Annotated in this window: 25 protein-coding genes; 7 read left to right on the top strand and 18 right to left on the bottom strand. The window is 59.4% G+C overall.

Annotation, left to right across the window (positions count from 1 at the left end):
• Together AC1RN6_RS19145 and AC1RN6_RS19140 are read left to right on the top strand one after the other, a co-directional pair.
• On the top strand, positions 1-1,710 hold the full coding sequence (locus AC1RN6_RS19145; RefSeq protein ID WP_493007012.1) for an ABC transporter ATP-binding protein: 1,710 nt from the start codon (positions 1-3) through the stop codon (positions 1,708-1,710).
• Positions 1,711-1,827: 117 nt separating this feature from the next.
• Positions 1,828-2,649 carry a MetQ/NlpA family ABC transporter substrate-binding protein gene (locus AC1RN6_RS19140; RefSeq protein ID WP_493007011.1) on the top strand — a complete coding sequence of 274 codons (822 nt, stop codon included), beginning with the start codon at positions 1,828-1,830 and terminating at the stop codon, positions 2,647-2,649.
• Between the two features lie 391 nt (positions 2,650-3,040).
• Here AC1RN6_RS19140 and AC1RN6_RS19135 read toward each other — a convergent pair whose 3' ends face one another.
• The 5 genes from AC1RN6_RS19135 to AC1RN6_RS19115 all read right to left on the bottom strand — a co-directional run bounded on the left by AC1RN6_RS19135 (position 3,041) and on the right by AC1RN6_RS19115 (position 7,555).
• Positions 3,041-3,907, bottom strand: a complete 867-nt coding sequence (locus AC1RN6_RS19135; RefSeq protein ID WP_493007010.1) for an ABC transporter permease — start codon at positions 3,905-3,907, stop codon at positions 3,041-3,043.
• Positions 3,908-4,127: 220 nt separating this feature from the next.
• Entirely contained in the window at positions 4,128-4,523 is a 396-nt protein-coding gene (locus AC1RN6_RS19130; protein ID WP_493007009.1) for a nuclear transport factor 2 family protein, read from the bottom strand.
• Positions 4,524-4,682: 159 nt separating this feature from the next.
• A complete protein-coding gene (locus AC1RN6_RS19125) occupies positions 4,683-5,585 on the bottom strand; it encodes an ABC transporter ATP-binding protein (protein ID WP_493007008.1) in 903 nt (300 codons plus the stop codon).
• A complete protein-coding gene (locus tag AC1RN6_RS19120) occupies positions 5,566-6,567 on the bottom strand; it encodes an ABC transporter substrate-binding protein (RefSeq protein ID WP_493007007.1) in 1,002 nt (333 codons plus the stop codon). Before AC1RN6_RS19120 ends, AC1RN6_RS19125 begins: the two co-directional genes overlap by 20 nt.
• A gap of 1 nt (position 6,568) precedes the next feature.
• Complete coding sequence (locus tag AC1RN6_RS19115) at positions 6,569-7,555, bottom strand: ABC transporter substrate-binding protein (protein WP_493007361.1); 987 nt, start codon at positions 7,553-7,555, stop codon at positions 6,569-6,571.
• A 502-nt stretch (positions 7,556-8,057) separates the two neighbouring features.
• On the opposite strand from AC1RN6_RS19115, the gene AC1RN6_RS19110 reads away from it, so the two are divergent.
• The gene (locus tag AC1RN6_RS19110) at positions 8,058-9,959 is read left to right on the top strand and encodes a potassium transporter Kup (protein ID WP_493007006.1); all 1,902 of its coding nucleotides are present in this window, start codon (positions 8,058-8,060) and stop codon (positions 9,957-9,959) included.
• A gap of 19 nt (positions 9,960-9,978) precedes the next feature.
• On the opposite strand, the gene AC1RN6_RS19105 is transcribed toward AC1RN6_RS19110, so the two are convergent.
• From AC1RN6_RS19105 to rsmB, 7 genes are all read right to left on the bottom strand, one after another.
• Positions 9,979-10,815, bottom strand: a complete 837-nt coding sequence (locus AC1RN6_RS19105) for a DMT family transporter (protein ID WP_493007005.1) — start codon at positions 10,813-10,815, stop codon at positions 9,979-9,981.
• Between the two features lie 72 nt (positions 10,816-10,887).
• Complete coding sequence (gene trmB / locus AC1RN6_RS19100; protein ID WP_493007004.1) at positions 10,888-11,565, bottom strand: tRNA (guanine(46)-N(7))-methyltransferase TrmB; 678 nt, start codon at positions 11,563-11,565, stop codon at positions 10,888-10,890.
• A 189-nt stretch (positions 11,566-11,754) separates the two neighbouring features.
• Entirely contained in the window at positions 11,755-12,012 is a 258-nt protein-coding gene (locus AC1RN6_RS19095) for a BTH_I0359 family protein (protein WP_050478365.1), read from the bottom strand.
• A 339-nt stretch (positions 12,013-12,351) separates the two neighbouring features.
• The gene (locus AC1RN6_RS19090; RefSeq protein WP_493007003.1) at positions 12,352-13,092 is read right to left on the bottom strand and encodes a response regulator; all 741 of its coding nucleotides are present in this window, start codon (positions 13,090-13,092) and stop codon (positions 12,352-12,354) included.
• Positions 13,093-13,318: 226 nt separating this feature from the next.
• Complete coding sequence (locus tag AC1RN6_RS19085) at positions 13,319-15,625, bottom strand: sensor histidine kinase (protein ID WP_493007002.1); 2,307 nt, start codon at positions 15,623-15,625, stop codon at positions 13,319-13,321.
• Entirely contained in the window at positions 15,622-16,206 is a 585-nt protein-coding gene (locus tag AC1RN6_RS19080) for a DUF4390 domain-containing protein (RefSeq protein WP_493007360.1), read from the bottom strand. Before AC1RN6_RS19080 ends, AC1RN6_RS19085 begins: the two co-directional genes overlap by 4 nt.
• 58 nt (positions 16,207-16,264) lie before the next feature.
• Positions 16,265-17,584, bottom strand: coding sequence for a 16S rRNA (cytosine(967)-C(5))-methyltransferase RsmB (gene rsmB, locus AC1RN6_RS19075; RefSeq protein WP_493007001.1), 1,320 nt, complete (start codon positions 17,582-17,584; stop codon positions 16,265-16,267).
• A 4-nt stretch (positions 17,585-17,588) separates the two neighbouring features.
• Between rsmB and AC1RN6_RS19070 the strand changes: the two genes are divergently transcribed.
• Both AC1RN6_RS19070 and AC1RN6_RS19065 read left to right on the top strand, forming a co-directional pair.
• Entirely contained in the window at positions 17,589-17,792 is a 204-nt protein-coding gene (locus tag AC1RN6_RS19070; protein ID WP_493007000.1) for a hypothetical protein, read from the top strand.
• Between the two features lie 170 nt (positions 17,793-17,962).
• Complete coding sequence (locus AC1RN6_RS19065) at positions 17,963-19,171, top strand: MFS transporter (protein ID WP_493006999.1); 1,209 nt, start codon at positions 17,963-17,965, stop codon at positions 19,169-19,171.
• A 71-nt stretch (positions 19,172-19,242) separates the two neighbouring features.
• Here the strand turns inward: AC1RN6_RS19065 and AC1RN6_RS19060 are convergent, their stop codons facing one another.
• From AC1RN6_RS19060 to AC1RN6_RS19035, 6 genes are all read right to left on the bottom strand, one after another.
• On the bottom strand, positions 19,243-19,587 hold the full coding sequence (locus tag AC1RN6_RS19060) for a DUF1840 domain-containing protein (protein ID WP_493006998.1): 345 nt from the start codon (positions 19,585-19,587) through the stop codon (positions 19,243-19,245).
• A gap of 204 nt (positions 19,588-19,791) precedes the next feature.
• A complete protein-coding gene (locus tag AC1RN6_RS19055; protein WP_493006997.1) occupies positions 19,792-20,310 on the bottom strand; it encodes a hypothetical protein in 519 nt (172 codons plus the stop codon).
• Positions 20,311-20,319: 9 nt separating this feature from the next.
• On the bottom strand, positions 20,320-21,300 hold the full coding sequence (locus AC1RN6_RS19050; RefSeq protein WP_493006996.1) for a DMT family transporter: 981 nt from the start codon (positions 21,298-21,300) through the stop codon (positions 20,320-20,322).
• A gap of 84 nt (positions 21,301-21,384) precedes the next feature.
• A complete protein-coding gene (locus AC1RN6_RS19045; protein ID WP_493006995.1) occupies positions 21,385-21,936 on the bottom strand; it encodes a hypothetical protein in 552 nt (183 codons plus the stop codon).
• A gap of 48 nt (positions 21,937-21,984) precedes the next feature.
• Positions 21,985-23,508, bottom strand: a complete 1,524-nt coding sequence (locus tag AC1RN6_RS19040) for a YifB family Mg chelatase-like AAA ATPase (protein ID WP_493006994.1) — start codon at positions 23,506-23,508, stop codon at positions 21,985-21,987.
• A 42-nt stretch (positions 23,509-23,550) separates the two neighbouring features.
• A complete protein-coding gene (locus AC1RN6_RS19035) occupies positions 23,551-23,793 on the bottom strand; it encodes an accessory factor UbiK family protein (RefSeq protein ID WP_094565785.1) in 243 nt (80 codons plus the stop codon).
• A gap of 628 nt (positions 23,794-24,421) precedes the next feature.
• Here AC1RN6_RS19035 and AC1RN6_RS19030 point away from each other — a divergent pair.
• The gene (locus AC1RN6_RS19030) at positions 24,422-25,222 is read left to right on the top strand and encodes a TorF family putative porin (protein ID WP_493006993.1); all 801 of its coding nucleotides are present in this window, start codon (positions 24,422-24,424) and stop codon (positions 25,220-25,222) included.
• A gap of 11 nt (positions 25,223-25,233) precedes the next feature.
• The gene (locus tag AC1RN6_RS19025; RefSeq protein WP_007884397.1) at positions 25,234-25,572 is read left to right on the top strand and encodes a P-II family nitrogen regulator; all 339 of its coding nucleotides are present in this window, start codon (positions 25,234-25,236) and stop codon (positions 25,570-25,572) included.
• Positions 25,573-25,581: the final 9 nt, after the last annotated feature.

Raw genomic sequence — 25,581 nt, 5'->3', positions numbered from 1 at the left:
ATGAGCCAGCTCCTCGACATTCGCAACCTCAACGTCTCCTTCCCCGGCCACGACGCCGTCAAGAATCTCAGCTTCGGCATCGAAGCCGGCGAGACGCTGGCGCTGGTCGGCGAATCCGGCTGCGGCAAGTCGACCACGGCCTTGTCGCTGTTACGCTTGTTGCCCGACAGTGCACGCGTATCGGGCAACATCGTGTTTGAAGGCCGCGATTTGCAGACGCTGCCGGAAGAAGAGATCTGCACACTGCGCGGCAATGCGATCTCGATGATCTTTCAGGAACCGATGACGTCGCTCAATCCGGTGCTGACCGTCGGCCAGCAGGTTGTCGAAGCCATCCGTCTGCATCAGACGCTGTCGGCGCAGGCCGCCAAGGCGCGCGCCATCGAGTTGCTGGAACTGGTGCGCATCCCCGAGCCGCAGCGCCGTTTCAACGACTATCCGCACAACTTGTCCGGCGGCCAGCGCCAGCGCGTCATGATCGCGATGGCGGTGTCCTGCCATCCGCGACTGCTGGTGGCGGATGAGCCGACCACCGCGCTGGATGTGACCATTCAGGCACAGATTCTGGAGTTGCTCGATCAGTTGCGCCGCGAGTTGTCGATGGCGGTGTTGCTGATCACGCACGATCTGGCCGTGGTCGAACAATGGGCCGACCGGGTCGTCGTCATGTATGGCGGCAAGAAAATCGAAGAAGCGCGCAGCGAGATCCTGTTCGACCGTCCACGTCATCCCTACACGCAAGGTTTGCTGGGCGCATCCTTGCAGATGGAGCAGAATTATCACTATCGCGACGGACGGTTGCCCGAGATTCGCACGGAGCAGAAGGGCGACGAGCGTATCTTCACGCTGTCCGGCCGTGAGCATGCGCAGCCCCTGCCGCCAATTTCCCTGACGGAAAAACCGCTCTTGTCCCTGCAGGATGTACACACCCACTATCGTTCGCGCAATGGCGTTGTGCATGCGGTGAAAGGCGTGTCCTTCGACGTGGCGCCAGGCGAATCGGTCGGACTGGTCGGCGAGTCGGGTTGCGGCAAGTCGACCTTGTCCAAGACCATCGTGCGTCTGGTCGCGTCCAGCGCCGGCAAGATCCTGCTGGACGGCGACGACATCGCGCAACTTGACGGCGCGCGTCTGCGTCCGTACCGGCGGCGCGTGCAGATGATCTTCCAGGATCCCTATGCCTCGCTCAATCCACGTCACACCGTTGCCGAGATTCTTGACGCCGCGCTGCTGATCCACGACGTCAAGGACAAGACGGAGCGCCGTCGCCGCATCGAACAGATCGTCGATCTGGTCGGGCTGCCGCAGCGCGCCTTACGCAGCTACCCGCATCAGTTTTCCGGCGGCCAGCGCCAGCGTATCGGCATTGCGCGGGCGCTGGTGCTCAAGCCGGCACTGGTGATCTGCGACGAACCCGTCTCGGCGCTGGATGTGTCGGTGCAGGCGCAGATATTGAATCTGCTGGTGGATCTCAAACGCGAATTCGGCCTGTCGTATCTTTTTATCTCACACGACCTGTCGGTGGTGCGCTACATCGCCGACAAGGTGCTGGTGATGAACGGCGGCCGCATTGTCGAGTCGGGCGACCACAACAGCATCTGGCAGGCGCCGCAGCACGAGTACACGCGCTCGCTGATCGCTGCGGCGCCGTCGTCATCGGTGCGGCGACAACCTGTTGCCGCGATGCCGCGCGAGCTGCTGATCGCTTGATCGATACCTGATTGTGACTTGATATTGCGGTCACCAAAAAGTAAATATTCAAGCGACAAAAGATTCGTTTTGTTCGTCGGCGGCGGCAGATAAATTAGCGCTATTTAAGGATGATTCATGGCGCGATTTTTTAACCGTCTGCTGACAGCGGTACTGTTGACCGGCTTTGCCGTTGGGGCTGTGACGACAGCGGCGGCGCAGGACAAGACATTGAAGGTCGGCGTCACCAGCGGTCCGCATGCGCAGATTTTTGAAGTGGTCAAACGCGTCTTCGAACGCAGCAATCCCGGCTACAAAATCCAGATCGTCGAGTTCAACGACTACATCCAGCCTGACGCTGCGCTGGATGCCGGCGAACTGGACGCCAACAGCTTCCAGCATCGTCCCTTCCTGAACGCGCAGATCAAGACGCGCGGCTACAAGCTCTACGGCACCGGGCGCACTTTCATCGGGCCGATGGCGATTTACTCGAAGAAGTACCGCAGCCTGAACGACATCCCGGCCGGCGCCAAGATCGGCATCCCGAATGACCCTGCCAACGAAAGCCGTGTGCTGCTGCTGTTGCAGAAGCATGGCGTGATCAGGTTGCGTGCGGGTATCGATCCGTTGACGGGGGTGAACGCGACGCCGATCGATATCGCCGAGAATCCGAAAAAGTGGAAGTTCATCGAAATCGATGCGGCGCAATTGCCGCGCACGCTGGATGATCTGGATGCGTCGGCGGTGAATGCGGACTATGCGGCGAAGGCGGGCTTGCATCCGGTGCGGGATAGTCTGGTGGTGGAGAATGGGGATAGTCCTTATGCTTGCCTGATTGCTGTGCGGGAAAAGGATAAGGAACAGGTTTGGCTGCCCAAGCTGGTGAAGGCTTATCAGTCGGATGAGGTGAAGAAGTTTATTGATTCGGAGTTTAAGGGGGGTATTTTGGCGGCTTGGTGATAGAGGGGCCCTTGACGGTCATCACCATCTCCGTCGTCCCCGCGAACGCTGGGACCCAGTGGCGGCAGCGCGTCATCGAACCGTCGTTACGACACTGGGTTCCAACTTTCGTTGGAACGACGAAAGTAAGAAAGTGGGAGAAGCGATAAAGAAAGCCGGAGAAGCATGCATCTGCACGGTCGCCCTGGCGATGCGCAGCGAGCCAGTCTCGAAGTCCGCTGGAGAGTAGCCGGCGCCGGGAACCCCCGAAGGGGGCTACGACCCAGCCTGTGTTGGAGCAATGCTCCAACCTTTCGGGCTACCCCCGGCGAAGGATTGATCGAAGAAAGAAAAACCGAAGCCACCTCACACAGAAAGTCGGAACAAAAACACAACGCAGAAAAAATCACAATCAGCGTTGCATCCCCCACCGCTTAACAGTAACCCTCTCAATCACATTAAACCCCAGATTCTCCACCAGCAATCCAATCAGAATCACCATCGCCAACCCGGCAAACACCTTATCCGTATACAGCTCATTGCGATTCTGAAAAATATACCAACCCAGCCCGCCCTTGCCGCTGGATGCCCCAAACACCAGCTCCGCCGCAATCAGCGTGCGCCAGGCAAACGCCCAGCCGATGCGCAGGCCGGCAAGAATCGACGGCAAGGCCGCCGGCACCAGCATGAAAATCACAAACCGTATTCCGCGCAACCCATAGTTGCGCCCCGCCATGCGCAAGGTATCCGACACACCGAGAAATCCCGCATAGGTATTCAGCGCCAGCGCCCACAGCACCGAATGCACCAGCACAAAGATCAGGCTGTTTTCGCCCAGACCAAACCATAGCAAAGCCAGCGGCAACATCGCGATGGCCGGCAGGGGATTGAACATGGAGGTCAGCGTGCTGAGCAGATCGCGGCCCAGTTGAGTCGATACCGCGAGAGTCGTCAGTGCAAAGGCCAGCACGATGCCGATCAGGTAGCCTTTCACCAGGACTTTCAGCGAGATCCATACCTTGCCGATCAGTTCGCCGGTGGCGATGCCGTCAATAAATGCCTGCGCCGTCTGTATGAAACCCGGCAGCAGCAAGTCGTTGTTCTGGATGCGCGCCACGACTTCCCAGATCACGGCCAGTATCAGAAGGATAACGGCCTTGCGCACCCAGCCTTGCTGCCATATGCGTTGCGGCAGCGACAGCGTGCGTTCCAGCGGGACGTTGTCCAGCGGCGTGAGGGTGATTTCGTATTCTTCGCGGATGGGCGGGGAGAGATTCATGGCGGACTCGACCTTGTGGATTGCCGTATCGTGTTAAAAAATCATTCACCCTAGCGGATCTTGTCGCCAGCGCACACGAATTATTTCGCACAAACAAATGCGGATTTTGTATATAGCTGTTTGCAGCGAGAGGCGCAGGAGGTTCGTCGCCGCCGCCATGGGCGTGCATGGCAGGAGCGGCGAGAAGGAGAGGGACGTAGCGGACAGGGACTGCGAAGGCTCAGCTCGGGCGGCCGTGGAAAGCCTTGTTGGCGATCTTCCAGCCGTCGGCTGTTTTCAGCAGCACGAAATAGTCTGTGAAGGTGACCGGACCATGCACCAGGGTGATCTTGGCGGCTGCCGAGAGGCCGCCGATGTCGATCCAGTCCACCGTGCGGCGGCGCTCTGCTTCGTCGGCGGCCGGGGTGCCTTTGAAGCGTTCGCAGTAGACGTCCAGCGGCCATGAGGTGAACACGCCGTCGCGCATCGATTCGATGTGGGCGGTCGGCAGAAAGGCTTGGCGCATATGGGTTGCATCGTCGCGGGCATGGCCGAGAAAATACTGTTCGATCGGTTTCAGCACTTCGGATTGTTCGGTGCCGTAGATCGGCTGGGATGCTGCTGCGCTGGTGCTCATGGCGGGTTCCTGGAGAGTAAAAATGTTCCATGATGCGCGAACCGCATTGCCGTGAGCCGGGCCGCCGCTGATAACGGGTATATGCAAAGCCAGATAGTCGTTGCGGCTTTTCCTCCGGACGGAACGCGGCCGCCGCCACGTCCAGGCGAAAAGTCCCGTTCAGTAAGAAAAGCGCACATCCTTGAAATTTACCTGCGCCGCGGGTTCTGCCTGGCCCTCGTCAAACAGCAGGCGATGGATGCGTCGCGCGGTTTCCTGGAAGCCGACGCTGCCAAGGCTTTGCAGATCATATTCATGACTGTTGATTTCGGCGCGCACGCGGCCGGGATGCGGCGACAGCAGGAGGATGCGGTTGCCGACCACCAGCGCTTCTTCGATCGAGTGGGTGACGAACAGCAGCGTGAAGCGGACTTCCTCCCACAGGATCAGCAGCTCTTCCTGCATCTTGCGGCGGGTAAGGGCGTCGAGCGCGGCGAAGGGTTCGTCCATCAACAGGATCTTCGGCTGCATTGCCAGGGCGCGCGCGATGGCGACGCGCGCCTTCATGCCGCCGGACAGCGTGTGCGGATAAGCGTCGGCGAATTTGCCGAGCCCGACCTTGTCGAGGTAATGCAGCGCGCGCTCGGCGGCTTCGCGCTTGCCCAGCGTGCGCGAGGCAAGCAGCGGAAACATGACGTTTTGCTTGACCGTCTTCCAAGGCGGCAGCTGGTCGAATTCCTGGAAGACGACGATGCGGTCCGGTCCGGGCTGATGGATGGCCTGACCGTCGAGCCGGATTTCACCCGACGCGGGTTTGAGGAAACCGGCAACCGCCTTCAGCAAGCTTGACTTGCCACAGCCCGACGGGCCGAGCAGCACGAAGCGGTCGGCCGGATAGACGTTGAAACTGACGTCGTGCGTGGCCTGCACTACGGCGGTGGCGCTGCGGTATTGCAGGCCGACGCGGTCGACGTGCAGCAGCGGTGTGTGGCCGCTGACAGCACTGCCAACATCGCGGCCGGCATCGCTGTCGCCGACAGCATGCAAGGCGCTGCGCGCCTGATCAGCTTCCCGGTTGTGCATACGCTTCTTCGAAAAAGTAGTCTTTCCACGACGCAGCGCGATTCTTCAATACGCCGATGTCATGTAGTTTGTCAGCGTAGACGTAGCTGCGTTGCGGCGAGACGGTGAAGTCGATTTCCGGATCTTCGACGATCTTGCGTACGAACTCGGGCGCGAGTTTCGACTTCTGCACGCGGATGAAAGTATCGGCTGCCTTGGCCTTGTTGGCACGGATGAACTGCGCCGCCTCGACCAGGGCATTGTAGAAGGCCTTATAGGTCTTCGGATTGTCGTCGTGGAATTTTTGCGTGGTGTAGAGCACGTTGAAGGTCGCCGGCCCGCCGAGGATGTCGTAGGAACTGATGATCTTGTGGACGTTCTTGCTTTCCAGCGCCTGATACTGGAATGGCGGACTGGAGAAATGGGTGTTGATCTCGGAGCCGCCGGAGATCAGTGCGACGGTGGCATCGGGATGCGACAGGCTCACAGAGATGTTGTCGAAGCGCTTGTAGTCGGCCTTGCCGAACACGCGCGCCGTTTCGATCTGCAAGGTGCGCGACTGGTAGCCGACGCCGGCCGCCGGTACGGCGATGCGGTCCTTGTCGCTCAGGTCTTGCAGCGTCTTGACCTTGGGATTATTGCTCAGCAAATAATTGGGCATGGAGCCCAGCGAGGCGATCGCCTTGACGTTCTGGCGGCCGCGCGTGCGGTCCCACAGCGTCAGCATCGGCGGCACGCCGGCCGAGACGACATCCAGCGCGCCGGCCAGCAGCGCCTCGTTCATGGCGGTGGCGCCGGAGATGCTGTTCCATTCGACCTTGATGTCGATGCCTTGCTGCTTGCCGTATTTTTCGATCAGTTTTTGATCCTGCACGACATCGAGGATCAGGTAGCCGATGCCGAATTGCTGGGCGATGCGGATCTGGCCTTCAGCGTGGGCGGCGGTACTGAAGCTGGCTGCCGCCGCGATGACGGTGGTGGCGATAAGTGAAGCGAAGCGCATCTCAGCTGCCTCCGTTGATGTGGGCGTCGTCGAAGAAGTAGTCCTTCACCGAGGCCGGTTTGTTCTTGATGGCGCCGACGCGTTGCATGAATTCGGCGAGCGGATAGGTGTTTTGCGGCGTGATCTTGAATTGCACTTCCGGATTTTTGATGATCTTCAGCAGCAGGTCGCGGTCGATCTTGGCATTGCTGACGCGGATATAGGTGTCGGCAGCCTTGTCCGGATTGGCGGTGACGAATTTGGCGGCCTCGTCCAGTGCGCCGACGAAGGCTTTATAGGTCTTGGGATTGTCCTTGCGGAATTTTTCGGTGGCGTACAGCACCGTGGCGGACGACGGACCGCCGAGCACCTGATACGAGTTCAGCACGATGTGGGCTTTGGGATTGCCGGCCAGTTCCTGTTCCTGAAACGGCGGATTGCCGAAGTGCGCACTGATCTCGGTACCGCCGTTGATGATGGCGGCAGCGGCGTCAGGATGCGGCACGGCCACGCTGATCTTGTCGAGCTTGTTGTATTGAGCGTCGCCCCATTGCTTGGCCGAAGCCAATTGCAACACCCTCGATTGCACCGAGACGCCGACGGCAGGCAGGGCGATGCGGTCTTTGTCGCTGAGATCGGCGATGGTCTTGACGTTGGGATTGTTGCTCACCAGGTAGTAGGGCAGGTTGCCCAGCGAGGCGACGCCGCGCACGTTCTGGCGGCCGTGGGTGCGATCCCAGATGGTCAGCAGCGGGCCGACGCCGGCGCCGGCGATGTCGATCGCGCCCGACAGCAGCGCGTCGTTGACGGCAGAACCACCCGACAGCTTGACCCAGTCGACTTTGATGTCGATGCCCTGGGCCTTGCCGTGTTTTTCGATCAGCTTCTGATCCTGGGCCACATTCAGCAATAAATAGACGACGCCGAATTGTTCGGCGATACGCAACTGGCCTTCGGCGCGCGCCAGCGACGGTGCGCCGAGGGTGGTGGCAGCCGCCATGACACTCATGCTGAGTGCGGCGGAAAGAAATCGTTTGGCGAACATGAATACCCCGTGTTTCGTGTTGATACTGCACGCTTCTCGTATCAATACGAGAAGAAGAGAAAAAGTAAAGACATCCGGAAAAGAACAGCCTTAAGAACAAACACCATCGAAAGCCGCAGTTCTTTATGAGCTAGGAGTATATAAAGCCGCCGAGAGAATGAAAAACGCGTTTATTGCATATCTTTATGCGGTTTTCGCTGCATTTTGAAAGCCATTGCCGCGCGTTATGTTTTCGGTAAAAAATCGCCGCACGGCCGCCGCCGCCGATGCTCGGCCTTGCTGCAATGTCAAGGCCGGCGCACAGGACAGATGCCTTTGCGCAACGCAGCATCCCACCGGGGAAATAGTGCGATAAAGTACGCGCTTACCGGCGCCTGAATCGATGGCCGCAACAATGCAAACAACTGAGCGCCTCCGCCGGTACGCAATTCGAACGAAAAGCATCAACACCAAATACGGGAAAACAATGAGTTCATCTCAGGTCAGACCAAATTATTCCTTCCGGTCGCAAAAACTCCACATCATCACTCTGGCAGCACTGGGTGTCGTCTTCGGCGACATCGGCACCAGTCCGCTGTATGCGCTTAAAGAATGCTTCAGCCCGGAACACGGCATCGCGTTCTCTCCCGATGCGGTGCTGGGCATCATCTCCATGCTGTTCTGGTCGATCACCATTGTGGTCTCGCTCAAATACGTGCTGTTCGTCATGCGCGCCGACAATAACGGCGAAGGCGGCGTGCTGGCGCTGATGGCCTTGTCGCTGCGCACGGCCGTGAGCGGTTCGCCGCGCGCCAAGTTCCTGATGATGCTGGGCGTGTTCGGCGCCTGTATGTTCTATGGCGACGTGGTGATCACGCCGGCGATTTCAGTGCTGTCGGCGGTGGAGGGGATGGATATCGCCGCGCCGGGGACTTCGCATTATGTGATTCCGCTGACGCTGATTATTCTGATCGGCCTGTTTCTGATCCAGCGTCACGGCACCAATCTGGTCGGCAAGCTGTTCGGTCCGATCATGTTCGTGTGGTTCATTTCACTGGGTGCGCTGGGCGTGTTTCACATCCTCAAGGCGCCGGGCATTCTGGTGGCGATCAATCCCTACTACGCAGTGCATTTCATGATCGAGCATTCGCTGCAGGCGTTCATCGTGCTCGGCTCGGTGGTGCTGGTGCTGACTGGCGCAGAAGCGCTGTATGCGGACATGGGTCATTTCGGCATTCGTCCGATCCGCTTCGCGTGGCTGTATACCGTGATGCCTTGCCTGGTGATCAATTACTTCGGCCAGGGCGCCAATCTGCTGACCAATCCTGAAGCGATCAAGAACCCGTTTTATCTGATGGTGCCGGACTTGCTGCTGGTGCCGATGGTGGTGCTGGCGACTTTTGCTACGGTGATTGCGTCGCAGGCGGTGATTTCCGGCGCGTTCTCACTGACCAGCCAGGCGATCCTGCTGGGCTTCGTGCCGCGCATGCGCATTCTGCATACGTCGGAAGACGAGCGCGGCCAGATCTATATCCCCCTGATCAACTGGATGCTGCTGGTGCTGGTGGTGGCGGTGGTGCTGGCATTCAAGAAGTCTGACAATCTGGCGGCGGCATACGGCGTGGCGGTGACGACCACGATGGTGATCACGACCATGCTGGCGGCGGTGGTCATGCGCATCGAATGGAAATGGCATCCGGTGCTGGTGACGCTGGTGATCGGCGCCTTCCTCACGGTCGACCTGGCGTTCTTCACGGCCAACCTGCTCAAGATCGCGGATGGCGGCTGGTTCCCGCTGCTGCTTGGCGGCGCGGCGTTCTTCCTGCTGATGACCTGGTATTCAGGCCGCATGTTGCTGCGCATGCGCATCAAGGATGACGGCATTCCGCTGGAACCTTTCGTCGAAGGTTTACTGGCGCATCCGCCGCATCGCGTCGGCGGCACGGCGGTGTTCATGACCGGCAATATCAACACCGTGCCGGTGGCGCTGCTGCATAACCTCAAGCACAACCGCATCCTGCACGAGCGCGTGTTCTTCCTGAAGATCAGTATCTGGGACGTGCCTTACGTGTCCGATGAAGAGCGCCTGACGCTCAAGGACATGGGCGGCAACGTCTATCTGTTGCGCGCCGCGTTCGGCTTCAAGGAAGCGCCGGAAGTGAACAAGGTGCTGGATCTGACGGCGGCGCAGTTCAACATGGAATTCGAACTGATGGACACGTCCTTCTTCCTGGCGCGCGATACCGTGGTGCCGAGCAAGTTGCTGGGCATGTCGCTGTGGCGCGAACAGCTGTTCGCGTGGATGTACCAGAACGGCGCCAAGCCTTCGGACTTCTTCCACATTCCGGCGAACCGGGTGGTGGAGTTGGGAACGAAGGTCGAAATTTAAGACTTCATGTACGTCGGTGTTATCGATGCATCCCCAGCACGATAGCGCCGACGGTAATGACGAGGCAGGCAAAGATGCGCCGCATCGTCAGTTTTTCTCCTAAAAAGATCGCTCCGATCAACGCTGCAAACAGCACCGACGTCTCGCGCAACGCGGAGACGGTTCCCATCGGCGCCAGCGTTACCGCCCAGATCACAATCCCGTACGCCAGCAAGGACATGACGCCGCCCGCGAGGCTGAGCCAGTTTTGCTTGCGTTCTGCTGCCATCGGCAGGCGTCGGTGCATCCACATGAAAATCAGGGCCAGCGGAAAGCTGTCGAGCACGAACAGCCAGCCGGAATAAGAGATCGAGTTGCCCGCCAGCCGCGCGCCGATGCCGTCGGTGACGGTATAGGCCGCGATGAAGGCGCCGGTGGTGAAGGCGGCAATCGGTCCTGACAGGTTGCGGCGGTCTTTGATGTGCGCCAGACTGATGATGCCGATCGACACCAGCGCTACGCCCAGCCAGGTGTAGCTGCTCATCTGTTCGCCCACGAAGATGGCGGCGCCGATCGAGACCAGCATCGGCGACGAGCCGCGCGCAATCGGGTACGACTGGCCGAAGTCGCCGATGCGATAGGCGCGGATCAGGAACAGGTTGTAGCCGGTATGCAGGATTGCCGAGAGGATGATGTAGAACCAGGCGTCCGCATGCGGCAACGGTGTGAACAATACCAGCGGAATCGCACCGATGCCGGCACCGATGGTCATGATGGTCAGCGAAGCCAGGCGGTCGCCGCTGCTTTTCAGCAAAGCGTTCCAGGAAGCGTGCAGCAGAGCGGCGCAGAGCACCAGGGCGACGACAGTGAAACTCATGCGGGATATCCGGGAAGAAAGGCCATATGGGCGAGGGTTGGAGGAGCAATCGATGAGGGTGAGAACACGGCGCTACTTGGTCACTTGTGCGCGACAACGCCACAAGGCATGTCCGGACGCGAGGTATTTGCGCTCAAACGGCGTGATGGGTGCATCGGTCGCATAGGCCTCGACGGCGGCGATGCGATCGAGTTTTTCTGCTGCGACCTGATTGAGCGCGGCGGCGAATTCTTCGATGTAGATCTGCCAGTTGCTGCGGCATTCGATATAGCCGCCCAGCGCGACGATGGTCGGAAACACGGCATGTCCCTGCCAGCGCCGTGCCACATGGCCGATTTTGGGCCATGGATTGGGATAGAGCAGGTACTGGCGGACAGGCGAAATGCCGGCTTCCAGCAGCAGGCGCCAATAGTCGACCAGATCGGCGCGCACGAAGCACAGATTCTGTGGCTCGGGGCCGCTCCAGTGAGTATTGCGTGCCAGGCGGTCTTCGGACTGGTCGATGCCGATGACGAAGTGATCCGGAAACTGAACTGCGAGGTTGTACGAAGACAAACCCACGCCGCAGCCGGTATCGAGGATCAGCGGCGGCGATCCGGCCGCGCGCCACGCGGCGATGCTGTCGTCGAAGGCGCTGCGGTTGTAGTCGGTGACGGGTTTGCGGAAGGGCGTCGCAACGTGTCTGGCGACCAGCGTGGCGAGTTGCTCATGAATGCCGGTCTGGCTGCTGGTGATGGGGGACGAGTTCACTTCAGGCTTGAATGCGGAAGAAGCCTGACATTATAGCTGTGTGGAAAAGCGGAAGGGTGTGCGGGGAGGGCAGGGCGCGACACTTTGCCGCGAGAGGATGTGAAGATGAGTTGGCGGGGATTGGCCGCGCGAAGCAATCCCGCTTGTTCGTCCTGCTGCGGGATCGCGTCGTGTCTGCTTAGGGTTTGCCTAGTGCAAAGTCATCGGATGACGCATCATCAGATCGTACTTGCTGAGGAAGGTGTCGATGTCTTCCATCGACGGTTCCGTCGCAATCAGTTCCTGCACATCCTTGCGAAACAGTTCGGCGGCCGGGCCGTCGATGTAGATTTCGCGCTGGCCCGACTTGTCCATGATTTCATAACCACCGAAGCGCAAGGCTTCATGGTCACGGTCGGCACCGAATTCAACGACGCTGTATTGCTCACTGTTGTAGATCAGGTTCATAGTGGCTCCTTATGCAAATGCTAGCTTTGTGAAGGAAGTGGCGTCATATCCGGGGATTTCAAGACTTGGGGGTGTGCTCCCTGAGAACGTGTTCTTGTATCTCCCTCAGTGTTTTACGGCGCAATTGGGGATAACTTGTGCCCCGGATGACAAAATGACATGAACAAACAGGCGAGCTGCCTTCAGCGTTGATAGGCGTATGGCAGGAAGGTTCCGGCATACTTGCCGGTGCTCAAGGTAAACAACGATCGTGCGGGCGCCAAGGCTGACAGGGCGGGGATGGTAGAAATACGGTAAGCGGCAAAGCAGGGAAGGCCTGCTTTGCCGCCGGGCATTACGTCAGAGGCCTTTTTTGGACAGCTTGCCGGGCTCTACGCCCAACTGCTTCAGCTTGCGGTACAGATGCGTGCGTTCCAGCCCGGTACGTTCGGCCACGCGCGTCATGCTGCCGTTTTCGCGCACCAAGTGATATTCGAAATAAGCGCGCTCAAAGGCGTCGCGTGCTTCGCGCAGCGGCAAATCGAAGGAAATGTTGGAAGCGTTGTCCGCAATCGGTGCGTAGGCCGGTGCAACGGCCAGGCCATGTCCGTGATGCAGCGTGTCGGCGGCGCTCGGCGGCGCGTAGGATGACGGCGGACTTGCATGGTGATCCAGGCTGTCGGCGCTTGCCGCCACCGTGGGCCGGATGTAGGAGACCGGACGCGCCGCCGGTTCGCGGCTGTGCGACAAGCCTTGCTGAACTGCTTTGAGCAGTTTTTGCAGGGCGATCGGTTTTTCCAGGAAGTTGAGTGCGCCGATACGGGTTGCCTCGACGGCGGTATCGATGGTGGCGTGGCCGGACATCATGATCACCGGCATGGTCAGCAAACCGTCTCGCTGCCATTCCTTGAGCAGCGTCACGCCATCGGTATCGGGCATCCAGATGTCGAGCAGCACCAGATCGGGAACGCTGCCCGATCGCAATTCTCGCGCCTGTTGTGCATTCTCGGCGGTTGCTACGACATGTCCTTCATCGCCCAGAATTTCCGAGAGCAATTCGCGGATGCCCATTTCGTCATCGACGACCAGGATGTTAGCCATGTGCCTGCTTTCCTCACTAGATATTTTTGAGATTTTCTATGCGACCGCTGAATTCTTTATCAAGCACCGCTGCAAAATCAATCTGGCTTGGTGTGTCTAAGTGTGTCGGCGAGGACAGTACGCATAACGGTACGGCACGCAGACACAAAAAACGCCGGGCTAATTTCGCAACCTTACTCGGTAAAGACCCATGTATCAACGGCAGCTATGACAAAAATCTTAATCCTTATGCATCGGATGCTAACTTTAACAGCAAAATCAATATTTTTGCGCCTCTTGTTTCGCTTCGATTTTGTATATCGACGCGGCCCCCATGTTCATCGATGATTTTCTTGACCATTGCGAGGCCCAGGCCAGTACCTTTGGGTTTCGATGTTACATAAGGTTCGAATGCATTCGCCAAGATCTTTGAGCCGAAGCCAGGACCGTTGTCGGTGATGGTGAGCCGCACCGCGCTGCGTGCTGCGCCGCCCGATCCCTGATACTTGATCAGTTCCGTCGCTACGTCGATACGCGGCGCGATATCGCCGTTCTCGGCCACCGCGTCTTGCGCGTTTTGCAGCAGGTTATGGATCACCTGGCGCAGTTGTGTGGCGTCGCCCATCACTTTCGGCAGGTCCGGCGCCAGTTTGACGTGGATGCTGTCGCGGCCGTCGCCGGCCAGGTACAGATGCAGAATTTCTTCCGTCAATGCGTTCAGGTCCAGCGCGGAAGGCTTGGCCGGCGGCGTCTTCGCGTATTCGCGGAAGTCGTCGACCATGTGCTTCATGGCAGTGACCTGATTCACGATCGTGGTCGTGCTTTTTTCCAATATCGCCGCGTCCTGCGGCAGCAGCTTGTCGGCCAGGCGCATCTGCAGGCGCTCGGCAGACAGCTGAATCGGCGTCAGCGGATTCTTGATCTCATGGGCCAGACGCCGCGCCACTTCACCCCAGGCGATCGAGCGCTGGGCGGAAATCACGTTGCTGATGTCATCGAACACTACCACATAGCCGACGCCGCTTTCCACCGGCAGGTGCGATCCGCGCGCCAGCAGAGTGATTTTGCCGCTGGCGGAGTCGCCTTCCTTGCTGCCCTCCTTGCGGGTTTCCGGCGCCGGGGTATGGATGCCGTCCGTGTTTGTGCCGCGGTGCGGCAGCTCGATCTGCTGTTGCCAATGCAGGCTGTCTGTGGCGTCGGATGCCAGCTGGGCGCGCTGTTCGGAGAAGGCCTTGATGATCGCCTCGGCGAACAATGCCTGGCCTTCGATGGTGTGCAGCGGCGTGCCGATGCTGCCGCTGAAGTCATAGCCGAGAATCCGGCGCACCGAGTCGTTGACGCTGACGATGGAGAATTCGCTGTCGAGCACCATCACGCCGGCCGACATGTTGGCCAGCACGGATTCCAGGTAGGCCTTGGCATTTTCCAGCTCGGCGCGATTCTTCTCCACGGAGGTACGGGCTTCCAGCAGCTGCCGCGTCATAGTGTTGAAGGACTGGGTGAGCGTGCCGAGCTCGTCCGAGGTGCTGACGATAGGGCGCGGCGACAGGTTGCCTTCGGCCACCGCTTTGGTGCCTTCGGCCAGCAGCAGCAAAGGTTTGGCCAGATCGCTGGCAATCAGGAAGGCGCTGGCGATGGCGCCGAAGATGGCCAGCAGCAGCGTCAGGGTCAGCGTGACGATGTAAATTTTGCGCAGGCCGGAACGCGCCACCGAGCGCTGCTGGTATTCGCTGTAGGCCAGCCGCAGGGTTTCCGCATTGGTGGCGAGGTAGTCAGGCACCGGCTGCAGTATCTGCAGGAAGCGGCTGTCGTTCTGCAGTCCCATCGCTTTGGCTGAGGCCGGTATCGAGATCACCACGTGCAGGCGCAGGTTGCCGTCCGAATCAGACTCGCCGTTGAGCGGGCGCGAATCGTCGCTTTCCACCACCGAGAAGCCGCGCGTGACTTTGGCCTGGCGCATCATTGCGGCGGTCGGCACGGTGGGGGTGAGCACACCGATGCGTCCACCCACGGTCGCCAGAACCTGGCCGCTGGCGTTGACGACGGTAATTTCCATGCTCTGATCGCGTTGGCGCGACAGGTAGGTGACTTGCTCGGACTCGGACATGTCGGCCAGTTCCTGCGCCATCGAACGTCCGCGTGCGGCCAGGTCAGTCAGGGAAGAGTCCAGCGCATTGCGGCCGAGGTTCAGGCCCGACTCCAGCGCCGCTTCCATGCGCACGTCGAACCACGATTCGATCGAGCGCGAGACGAACTGCACCGACACCAGATAGATGACCGCGCCGGGCAGAATGCCGATCAGTGCAAACAGCATCACCAGCCGCGCCAGCAGTTTGGAGCCGAACTTGCCGCGCCGGTAGCGCTTGTAGAGACGGGTCAGCAGCAGGATCACCAGGCACAGCAGCGCCACGGCCGCCAATGCATTCAGGCCGAGCAGCCAGGGGTAGTGCTGGTCGAACAGTGCGGAGTTTTCGGAGGCCGAGGCCAGCAGAAACAGGAGGATGCTGATGACGCCGCCGCCTACCACCAGCAAATAACGCAGGGTCCGGGTCATTCGACTTTGAAGGTAAATTCTTTCCAGTCGGAGGAAAGGCGCCAGTCGCTGTTGTTAAGCGCGTTGATCTGGAACGGTTTGGGCAATTGGGCCACGTCCAGGCGCATGCGCAAGCCGACCTTGTAGATATCGCCGGACGTGAGGGTGCTCTTGTCGGCAATGATCCAGCGCGGCGGCCGGCGGATCAGCGACATGGCGTCTTCCAGCGTCGAAAAACTTTGCTGCAGCTGACCGCTGGTCGAGGCGTGATACTGGCGGGTCAGCACGTTGAAAGAAATGCGCACCGTGCGCGAGACCGAAATCGACACTTCATCGAACCAGTACCAGCGCCGCCGCGTCAGTTGCACGTCGGTGGTGAAGTACAGCGGCACGCCGCGCACCAGGGCATCTTCCAGGCTGCGGTTGAGTTCGAAGGAATACGATGCCGATAGCCGATAGCCATCGTCGGTTGCTTCCAGCGAGGCTTGCTTGATGTCGATTTCCGCGGCGTGGCTGTCAGTCTGAGAGAACAGCAGAACAAGCGCCAGGAGAAGACCGCACACTCGCCAGAGCAGACGAAGGACCGTCGGGGTTCCTGCCATCGAAGTAGGGTGGCGGAATGACGGCAGATAAGTGAAGATAAGGGCCGATTGCGTCAATTCATGGTCCAGTTTTCTGAAACAGCGCGTAGAACAGGCCGTCATGGTCGGTTTCTGCACTGGCGGTCGGGAGCAGTTGACCTGGGGCTGGCAGTCGGATGGCCTGGTTGCGCTGGGCAAACGCAGCAGCCTGATCTTCCGATTCCTGCGGCCACAACGAACAAGTTACCAACAGCAATTTACCATCCGGCTTTAGCATCTGCCAAAGATTGTCGAGGATTTGCGAGGAAAGTGTTGCGAGTTGCGCCGTATCGGTTTTGCGGCGCAGCCAGCGGATGTCCGGATGGCGGCGCACGATGCCCGAGGCGGTGCAAGGGATGTCGGCGAGGATGCGGTCGAACTGTTTGCCGTCCCACCAGCCGCCATCGGCATTGCTGCCAGCACGTGCGTCGCCGGCTTTGAGCACTGCATTCAGCTGCAGGCGTTGCAGGTTTTCTTCGATCCGGCGCAGACGCTTGGGATCATGGTCCAGCGCCACCAGATCGACATCGGCGCATTCGAGCAAATGACCGGTCTTGCCGCCGGGCGCGGCGCAGGCATCGAGTACGCGCATACCGTCCTGTACATCCAGCAAAGGTGCCGCCAACTGCGCTGCCGCATCCTGCACTGAGACCAGCCCCTCGGCAAAGCCGGCGATCTGCGCGACCGGCACGGGTTTGTCCAGGCGCACTGCATCGGGGCCGACCTGGCGGGCGCCGACGCCTTGGGCAGAGAGTGTCTGCAGGTACGCGGCAATGGTCGTCTTGCGGCGATTGACGCGCAGGGTCAGGGGCGGTGGTGCATTGCCGGCGCGCAGAATGGCTTGCCATTGTTCGGGATAGGCGGCTTTGAGGCGGTCGATCCACCAGGTCGGATAATTCCAGGCGCCGGCCGGCGTTTTTTCCACCTGCGGCAGCAAAGTCGCGCGTTCGCGCAGGAAGCGGCGCAGGATAGCGTTGACCACGCCCTTGGCATGGCTCATCTCAGGATCGGCGGCGGCTGCCTCGACCGCTTGATTGACCACCGTAAAATCATCATAGGCCGGATTGGCCTCGTCCAGCAGCAGGCTCAGCGCACAGGTCAGCAGACCGTGCAGCACGGCCGGTTGCGGCGGCTTGTTGGCCAGCAGGCTGAGCAGGCCGTCGGCCACGCCCAGTTTGCGCATGCTCAGATAGGACAGATCCTGGATTGCGCCGCGTGCCTGCGGTGTGGCATCGCTGTGCGAAAAGATGCGCGCCAGCGCCTGCGGCAACGCCGTGCCTTCGCGTACGCTGACAATCGCCTGGGCGGCGCCATGCAGGCCGTAGGCCAGGGAATCTGTTTTTAAGGAAACTTGAGTCACATTAATGCTTAATAAGAGCTGGTTCGATGCCAAAGCCGACACCTGTCAAACGCCGCCGACGGCATGGCAGGTCGGATTTTCAGGCGCAAACCTGGCAAATCCGGACATCCACGCGGAGCGTCAGTGTACCAGCGACCAAGGCCGGATCGCCATTGTCGATAACCGGCGGGCAACAAAAATCGGATTGGCGGCAAAAATGTCTGTTTGAAGGCGCACTGCCTGTAGTCCGGCGCGCCATGATAGCGGCCGGACTACAGGCAAAGGAGAAATTTACATCGGTAACCGGCGCCTCAGCTCTGCCGCATCCGGCGGTCATCGGCAGGATTTCGCCAATTCGGCTACAGTGTCTCCCTCATTTTTGACCGGAAGACCCGTCTCATGGAAACCGCTTCTGCACTACAGGGCAAGCAGCAGGATATCGCCGGCTGGATGATCATGTTGCTGGCCGCCGCCTGCGGCATTATCGTCGCCAATCTTTATTACGCGCAGCCGCTGATCGGCCCGATTGCGGCCGCTACCGGCATCTCGCCGGGCGCCGCCGGGCTGATCGTCACGCTGGCGCAGATCGGCTACGGGCTTGGTCTGCTGTTCATCGTCCCGGCCGGCGACTTGCTTGAAAACCGCAAACTGGTGGTGAGCCTGATGGTCGTCACCTGCATCGCCCTGGTCGGCGCGGCGTACGCGAACAACGCCCCGCAATTCTTCCTGGCGGCGTTCATCATCGGCGTCAGCTCGGTCGGCGCTCAGGTGCTGGTGCCCTATGCCGCTCACATGTCGCTGCCGGAAACGCGCGGACGCGCTGTCGGCAATGTCATGAGCGGCTTGCTGATGGGGATTCTGCTGGCGCGGCCCTTGTCGAGCCTGGTGGCGGATTTGCTGGGCTGGCACGCGATCTTCGGCTTGTCGGCGGTCGCCACCGCCTTGTTGGCGCTGGTGCTGTTGCGTTATCTGCCGCAACGCCGTCCGCCGGCCGGCATGCATTATTTCGATTTGCTGGCTTCGATGTGGCATCTTGTCAAAACGACGCCGATTCTGCGCCGCCGCTCGATGTACCACGCCCTGATGTTTGCCGCTTTCAGCCTGTTCTGGACGGCTTCCCCGCTGTGGCTGGCAAGTCCGGCGTTCAACATGTCGCAAAAGGGAATTGCCTTGTTCGCGTTTGCTGGTGTGATCGGCGTGATCGCGGCGCCGATTGCCGGGCGCGTGGCCGATCGCGGCTGGAGCCGTCCGGCTACGGGTGTGGCGATGCTGGCAGGCGCTGCGGCCTTCTTGTCGACGCATTTCTGGTCGGGTGGGCGTGAGTCATCGCTGGCGGTGTTGCTGGCGGCGGCGATTCTGCTCGATTTCGGCGTGTCGGCCAATTTGGTGCTGAGTCAGCGCGCCATCTACGCGCTCGGCGGCGAGATTCGCAGCCGTCTCAACGGCTTGTTCATGGCGACCTTCTTTGGCGGCGGCGCGCTGGGCTCGGCCCTGGGCGCATGGATTTATGCGGAGGGCGGCTGGAGTGCGACGTCCTGGCTGGGTTTTGCTTTCCCGGCGCTGGCCTTGCTGTATTACCTGACCGAATTCCGCACTACGGCCAAATAGTTTTGCATATCGCAAAGCAACACAGGAGCCGCAGCTCCTGTGTCGTACTCAATTTCTTCGGGGTTTGAGGCTCAAACGCCCCAGAGGATGTCGTAACTTCCCTTGTTTGCTTCCCGCAGCATGTCCAGCAGCGGATAAGCGCGTGCCGAGAATGTCACCGGCTCGATCTTTTCGTGGCCATGGTCGTCGCCGTTGGCATTGTGATGTGCGTGCACATCGCGCTCCAGCGCTTCAGCCGCTTCGTGCGCTTTGCTGGAGTCGATTTGCTTTTCCAGCAGGGCGAGCGCTGCGCCGCTCTCGGCGGCAGTGATCACACCGCGCGCGATGTCTTTGTGCAGCAGGTCGAGGATGGGCTTGGCATGCGATTCATACATGACAACATCGGCAGCAGCTTTTGATTTGAACGTAACCAGCATATTTCCTCAGGGTATTGATGTTAGTCAGAGCGTTTCTTCTTGAAAACTGCCAAGAGTCTTACTGCGCCAGCTTCTCGCGACAGACTTTGAACAGGTTTGGAGACAACGCTTAATGCAAATATTCGGTTTACAGCAGTCCGATAGGATACCTCGTCCCGGCAGCACTTGTCATCTTCGCGCCGGGCGACGTGTCCGGGAGCCGCTTCAGGCCGGTTTGAACGAAGTAAAAAAGGTCTCGATGTTCTCGGACGTCACCGCCTTGTCGCCGCCGATGATCAGCACCTGATAAATCCGTTTGTCCTTGGCGACCAGCCGCGCCATCAACACCATGGGCTGGCCGCGCGCCACGCCGGCGGCGCTGACATCCAGTGTGTGATCGCCGTCGGCCTTGCCGGGAATGGGCGTGTCGCGTGCGGTGCCGCCGATATTGTTGATCAGCGCGGTACGCATCGACTCCAGCGCCTTGGGCGTCTGTGCCGCGTCAGACAACTCGGCTGCGCCGACGGCGAAGGTCACGCCGTCTATTTCGGCGGCGGTCATGGTCATCATCACCGGCATGCCGTTCAAGTCGATCTGGCGCGAGAACGAGGCCGGTTTGGCCGGCAGCAGCACGCTGAACTGGACCTTGTCGCCATGGGCTTCGCGCCAGTTGTATTTGGGCGAACAAGCGGCCAGCATGGCAAGCGTGCAAAAAAAGAGGAAGGCGAGGCGGAGTGTACGCATGGGCAAGACTCAGACTGAGGGTGACACCGGCGCTTGCCGGGAAAAAGTCCGTACGCCGAACACCACACCGACGCACAGGAAGACGACCCCGGCCAGTATCTTCAGGTCCGGTGCCGCACCGCGCAAGAGGAAGGCGTACAGCAACGCCGCCAGGGTTTCAAACACGATCAGTTGAGCTACTAGCGCCGTAGGCAGCAACTGGCTGGCTTTATTCCACAGCAGGGTGCCGATCCACGACGCCGACAAGCCGATCAGCAGCATCATCAACACATAGACGCCCGGCCGCGGCCCGAGCGGAAAGTCGTAGGCGTTGCCGGCCACATGGTTGTAAATCCCGTAAAGGACGAAGCCCGTCAATGCCATCGGCAGCGTCGCCAATCCTTGCGCCGTGGCCCAGGTGATCGAGTTGATGCGCGGATGCGTGCGTAAATAGCGCGAATTGACGATCGGATACCAGGTCCAGGCGGCAACGGCGCAGACCGCGACGAGACAGCCCAGCATGTAGTCCGTGGTGGAGCGGGCGTTGCTGCCATCACCGATGCTGTTTTTGAGATGTTCGAGTTCGCTGCTGTTGACCAGCATCAGACCCATGCACAGGATCACCAGCGACGGCGCAAGGCGGCTCCAGGCCACCGATTCCGATACATGTCCCGGACGCCAGTTGGCGCAGACCGAGATCACGATGGGCAGAGTGCCGATCAGCATGGTCGGCAGCGGCGCATCGGCCAGCTGGATGGCGGTGGCCAGCATCGCGTAGTACAGCAGGTTGCCTACCAGCGCCAGTTTGAAGGCGACTTTCCAGTCTTCGCGGCTCAGCGCAGCAATGCGCTTGCGGTCGAAGAAGGCCGGGACCAATGCGATCAGGCCGAATGCCACATAGCGCCCCAGCGACAGCACTACGCCGGGATAATCGGCCAGCAACAACGGTGTGACGAAAACCAGGCCCCACATCAGGCCGGCGCACAGGGCGCAGAGAATACCAATCAACATAAGAGACCATCAGTGAGCATGAAAGACGCCGGCATCGATGTCATGGCTGACGCCGATGCTGCGCGAAGGCGCCAGTATCGCCGCTTACCGGCATTCGCGCTGGAATTGATCCTCCAGCCGGGCGCGCCGGCCGTAGCGGATCTGACCCTGAGCGCTGTTTGAAGAGCTGACCTGCACACCCGGAATTGATGAGGGCGCGGGGACAAAGCCGCCATCGCGACGCCGTTCCTGCGGATAAGTGTTGTGCTGCAGTTCCGGTTCGCCGTGTTGCGCGCGCTCGATATCGGCGCGCAGTTGGCGGCAGCGCGGGCTGAGTTCTGGTTCTTTGGCGCTCGTGCTTTTGGCATCTTTGGCCGCATTTTCATCCAGGCTCTTTTGCACGTCAGGTGGCAGGACATTCATGGCTTTGCCGATGTCGCGGTCGCTGGCGACATTCTCAGCACTGAAAGCGGCTGCGCTTGTCAAAGCCAGCAACAGGGAAGCGGCGGCAATGCGGATGTGCTTGGTCATGAGGGTGGAAGTAGGCTGGAAGGCTGTCATGATAGCAAACGGAGCTGGTTCGGAAGTCGGGTGGGAGAACGTAAGGGCACGCTCCTCAAACGAAGACGGATATCGCGCAACCCAAGAAGAAAACATTTCCGCGCAACATTTTCTCTAAGGCAAGGCCGCTCACTCGACTATCGGCTATTGCTCACGCAAGGCGCGGCGATATTGGATTGCTTCGGCGATGTGCGCTTTGCCGATGACGGGGGTCTGCGCAAGATCGGCGATGGTGCGCGCCACCTTCAATACGCGGTGATAGGCGCGCGCCGACCAGTTCAGACGTGTCATGGCGGTTCTCAGCAAGTCTTCGCCGGCGGCATCGGGTTTGCAGTGGAGATCGATTTCGCTCGTCGACAAGAGGTGATTGCCCTTTTGCTGGCGTTGCTGCTGCAACGCAAAGCTGCGCGCCACGCGCTCGGCGATGCTGGCGGAGGTTTCTCCGTTGGCTTGCTGCAGCAACTCTTCATGCGCCAGCGCGCCGACCTGGATTTGCATGTCGATACGGTCAAGCAGTGGCCCGGAAATCTTTCCCTGATAGCGCGTCACCTGATCGGGAGTGCAGCGGCATTGCCTCTCTCTGTGGCCTAAAAATCCACACGGGCACGGATTCATGGCCGCAATCAATTGAAACCGCGCCGGAAAATCCGCCTGCCGCGCCGCGCGGGAGATGGTGATCTGGCCGGACTCCAGCGGTTCGCGTAAAACTTCCAGCACGCGCCGGTCAAATTCGGGAAGTTCGTCCAAGAAGAGAATGCCGCGGTGCGCGAGGGAGATTTCTCCCGGACGCGGGGTTCCGCCACCACCGACCAGCGCCACGCCGGAAGCGGTATGGTGCGGAGAGCGAAAAGGACGGGTCTTCCAGCGCGAGGCCGAGAAGCCGCCGGTGAGCGATTGCACCGCAGCCGATTCCAGCGCTTCGTCATCGGTCATTGGCGGCAGGATGCCGGGGAAGCGGGCGGCGAGCATGGACTTGCCGGTTCCCGGCGGGCCGACCAGAAGGACGCTGTGGCCGCCAGCTGCGGCGACTTCCAGCGCGCGTTTGGCTTGCAATTGCCCTTTGACATCGGAAAAGTCGGGATAGACCGGCGCGCCGGGCGGTACGGAAGGGCGATGCCGGCTCAATTTCACATCCGGATCGTGTCCCGCAAAATGCGCGCATACCTGCAGCAGGGAGTCGGCCGGAAAAATGGTGGCATCGCTGACCAGTGCCGCTTCGTCGGCGTTTTCACGCGGCAAGATGAACGTACGCTGACAGCCGTCGCTATTGTTCGACTTGTGCATGGCGTAGGTCATCGCCAGCGCGCCGCGAATTGGGCGCAGGTCACCGGACAGGGAAAGCTCACCGGCAAATTCATAGCCGTCGAGCGCGTCGCCCGGCATCTGACTGGAAGCTGCGAGGATGCCCAGTGCAATGGGCAGATCAAATCGACCGGATTCTTTTGGTAAATCGGCAGGGGCCAGATTTACGGTAATTCTCTTGGCAGGGAATTCAAACCGGGCGTTCTGCAATGCTGCGCGTACGCGGTCTTTGGATTCCTTGACCTCGGTTTCGGGGAGACCAACGATGGTGAAGGAAGGCAGGCCGTTGGCAAGGTGGACTTCCACCGTGACTTGCGGTGCATGCATGCCCGCAAGCGCACGGCTCTTTAATACGGCAAGACTCATCTATGACACGATAGCGGTACGGTTGGACCCCGGGGGGTGAGATCAGGATGTTTTCTGGCGTGCTTCGAGTTCGACGACACGGGCTTCCAGTTCTTCCAGCTTGGCGCGCGTCTTTGCCAGCACTTGCGCCTGGATGTCGAATTCTTCGCGGGTCACCAGATCGAGTTTGGAAAATCCCTGGCTCAGCATTGCCTTGACGTTCTTTTCAATGTCCTTGGCGGGCGAGTTCTCGATCGCTTTGTTGATCTTGGATTGCAGATCTTCAAAAAATTGCGGTTTGTCCATGATGGTCCTTTTTATATAGAGTGTTTCGGCAATGACGATCTGGCAAGTGTAGCGCTTTCACTATGCCGACGGAATCTGAACGGCAAAGAAAGGCGTGCGCATGGTCTTCTTTGGTCCGGTTTCGGGCGAAAACGTTCAGCGGAAATGTTGTTATTTTGAAATTAATCCATCGTCGGTCGATTTCTTGCGATGCGGCGTGATGAAGGTATCGAGATTCTGCTTGGAAGACATTGAACAGCGTCGTGCCGCAGCTCGTTATCCGTCAAGCACTACCCATTCGCCCTATTAGGGACGACGAAATCAGTTGCCGCCTGAACGCAACATTCCGGTGAGTGAGGGAATTTCCTTATTCATACCCATGAGTATTTCGTTTGCACCATTAAAGACACATTATTTCCACAGGGAAAATGTCGATCTGAAATTGTTGTGCCCTATTGTTGTGCGTGATCATGCGTGGGTGAGATTTATGCACTATATTTGGGAAAAAAAGAAAAAATGCCTAATTGGAATGTTGATTTGCGCTAAAAAAACTGACGCAAAGCGGTGAAAAAGGGTTGGCATGGCTCCTGCTATACAAATTGTGCAGAAATGAATAATTTGTTGTTTAACAGAAACCTAGAGGGACGCCATGAAAAAATTGATTCTTGCAGCCGCAGTCGCAGCATCGTTTGTATCCAGCTTCGCGCATGCCGAGGACGCACCTAAGCCAGATAATGAGTTCACTTTTAATGCGGCTGTCGTCAGCGACTATCGCTATCGCGGTCTGACTCAAACGCGCTTCGATCCTGCTTTGCAAGTGGGCGCTGACTATACCAACAACCCGACAGGTCTGTACCTGGGTACATGGGCGACCAATATCAAATGGATCAAGGATGCCGGTACGATCGCGGGCCAAAGCACCAAGGGCAACATTGAATGGGACATCTACGGCGGCAAGCGCGGCGACATCGGCGGTGGTTTCACCTATGACGTCGGCGGCCTGTACTACTACTATCCAGGCAACACGCTGTCCAACAGCGGCGTCAAGAACGCCAACACCTTCGAATTGTATGGTCAGGTCGGTTACGGTCCTGCTTACTTCAAGTACTCGCAATCGCTGACCAACCTGTTCGGCAATGTCGACAGCAAGTACAGCCAGTACTTTGACCTGGGCGCCAACATTGATACATGGTACGGCGTGATCCTTGGCCTGCACGTGGGCCGTCAGAACATCAAGGGCAGCAATGCCGGCGTCTCCAACGATCAATACAGCTACACCGACTGGAAAGTCGGCCTGAGCAAGTCCTTCGACGACCTGGCAGGCATCACGCTGGGCGTTGCTTACCTGGGCACCAACCTGAAGGATGGCGTGCAAACAACTCCTGCCTCTGATGGCTCCAAGAACGTCGGCAAGAGCGGTTTCGTGGTTTCCCTTAGCAAAACTTTCTAATTGAGGTCGGTATGAAACTGATTACAGCGATCATCAAACCATTCAAGCTCGACGAGGTCCGTGAAGCCTTGTCGGCGATCGGTGTGCAAGGCATCACCGTGACTGAAGTCAAGGGCTTCGGTCGTCAAAAAGGCCACACCGAGCTGTATCGCGGTGCGGAATATGTCGTGGACTTCCTGCCGAAGACCAAGATCGAAGCCGCAGTCGACGATTCCATCGTCGAGCGCGCGCTGGAAGCCATCGAGGCTGCCGCACGCACAGGCAAAATCGGCGACGGCAAGATCTTCGTGCAAGATCTGCTGGACGTTATCCGCATCCGTACCGGTGAAACCGGCAAAGACGCTCTTTAAGGGGGAACA

The organism is Herbaspirillum sp. GW822-FHT03A08 (assembly GCF_058801885.1).
Note: the sequence above shows the minus strand (reverse complement) of the source record. Positions and strands in the feature narration are given on the sequence as shown.

Excerpts from the sequence above, each read along its gene's own strand:
- AC1RN6_RS19145 (WP_493007012.1), top strand. The coding sequence starts at position 1 with ATGAGCCAGCTCCTCGACATTCGCAACCTCAACGTCTCCTTCCCCGGC.
- AC1RN6_RS19140 (WP_493007011.1), top strand. The coding sequence starts at position 1,828 with ATGGCGCGATTTTTTAACCGTCTGCTGACAGCGGTACTGTTGACCGGC.
- AC1RN6_RS19135 (WP_493007010.1), bottom strand. The coding sequence starts at position 3,907 with ATGAATCTCTCCCCGCCCATCCGCGAAGAATACGAAATCACCCTCACG.
- AC1RN6_RS19130 (WP_493007009.1), bottom strand. The coding sequence starts at position 4,523 with ATGAGCACCAGCGCAGCAGCATCCCAGCCGATCTACGGCACCGAACAA.
- AC1RN6_RS19125 (WP_493007008.1), bottom strand. The coding sequence starts at position 5,585 with ATGCACAACCGGGAAGCTGATCAGGCGCGCAGCGCCTTGCATGCTGTC.
- AC1RN6_RS19120 (WP_493007007.1), bottom strand. The coding sequence starts at position 6,567 with ATGCGCTTCGCTTCACTTATCGCCACCACCGTCATCGCGGCGGCAGCC.
- AC1RN6_RS19115 (WP_493007361.1), bottom strand. The coding sequence starts at position 7,555 with ATGAGTGTCATGGCGGCTGCCACCACCCTCGGCGCACCGTCGCTGGCG.
- AC1RN6_RS19110 (WP_493007006.1), top strand. The coding sequence starts at position 8,058 with ATGAGTTCATCTCAGGTCAGACCAAATTATTCCTTCCGGTCGCAAAAA.
- AC1RN6_RS19105 (WP_493007005.1), bottom strand. The coding sequence starts at position 10,815 with ATGAGTTTCACTGTCGTCGCCCTGGTGCTCTGCGCCGCTCTGCTGCAC.
- AC1RN6_RS19095 (WP_050478365.1), bottom strand. The coding sequence starts at position 12,012 with ATGAACCTGATCTACAACAGTGAGCAATACAGCGTCGTTGAATTCGGT.
- AC1RN6_RS19090 (WP_493007003.1), bottom strand. The coding sequence starts at position 13,092 with ATGGCTAACATCCTGGTCGTCGATGACGAAATGGGCATCCGCGAATTG.
- AC1RN6_RS19085 (WP_493007002.1), bottom strand. The coding sequence starts at position 15,625 with ATGACCCGGACCCTGCGTTATTTGCTGGTGGTAGGCGGCGGCGTCATC.
- AC1RN6_RS19080 (WP_493007360.1), bottom strand. The coding sequence starts at position 16,206 with ATGGCAGGAACCCCGACGGTCCTTCGTCTGCTCTGGCGAGTGTGCGGT.
- AC1RN6_RS19070 (WP_493007000.1), top strand. The coding sequence starts at position 17,589 with ATGCTTAATAAGAGCTGGTTCGATGCCAAAGCCGACACCTGTCAAACG.
- AC1RN6_RS19065 (WP_493006999.1), top strand. The coding sequence starts at position 17,963 with ATGGAAACCGCTTCTGCACTACAGGGCAAGCAGCAGGATATCGCCGGC.
- AC1RN6_RS19060 (WP_493006998.1), bottom strand. The coding sequence starts at position 19,587 with ATGCTGGTTACGTTCAAATCAAAAGCTGCTGCCGATGTTGTCATGTAT.
- AC1RN6_RS19055 (WP_493006997.1), bottom strand. The coding sequence starts at position 20,310 with ATGCGTACACTCCGCCTCGCCTTCCTCTTTTTTTGCACGCTTGCCATG.
- AC1RN6_RS19050 (WP_493006996.1), bottom strand. The coding sequence starts at position 21,300 with ATGTTGATTGGTATTCTCTGCGCCCTGTGCGCCGGCCTGATGTGGGGC.
- AC1RN6_RS19045 (WP_493006995.1), bottom strand. The coding sequence starts at position 21,936 with ATGTTTTCTTCTTGGGTTGCGCGATATCCGTCTTCGTTTGAGGAGCGT.
- AC1RN6_RS19040 (WP_493006994.1), bottom strand. The coding sequence starts at position 23,508 with ATGAGTCTTGCCGTATTAAAGAGCCGTGCGCTTGCGGGCATGCATGCA.
- AC1RN6_RS19035 (WP_094565785.1), bottom strand. The coding sequence starts at position 23,793 with ATGGACAAACCGCAATTTTTTGAAGATCTGCAATCCAAGATCAACAAA.
- AC1RN6_RS19030 (WP_493006993.1), top strand. The coding sequence starts at position 24,422 with ATGAAAAAATTGATTCTTGCAGCCGCAGTCGCAGCATCGTTTGTATCC.
- AC1RN6_RS19025 (WP_007884397.1), top strand. The coding sequence starts at position 25,234 with ATGAAACTGATTACAGCGATCATCAAACCATTCAAGCTCGACGAGGTC.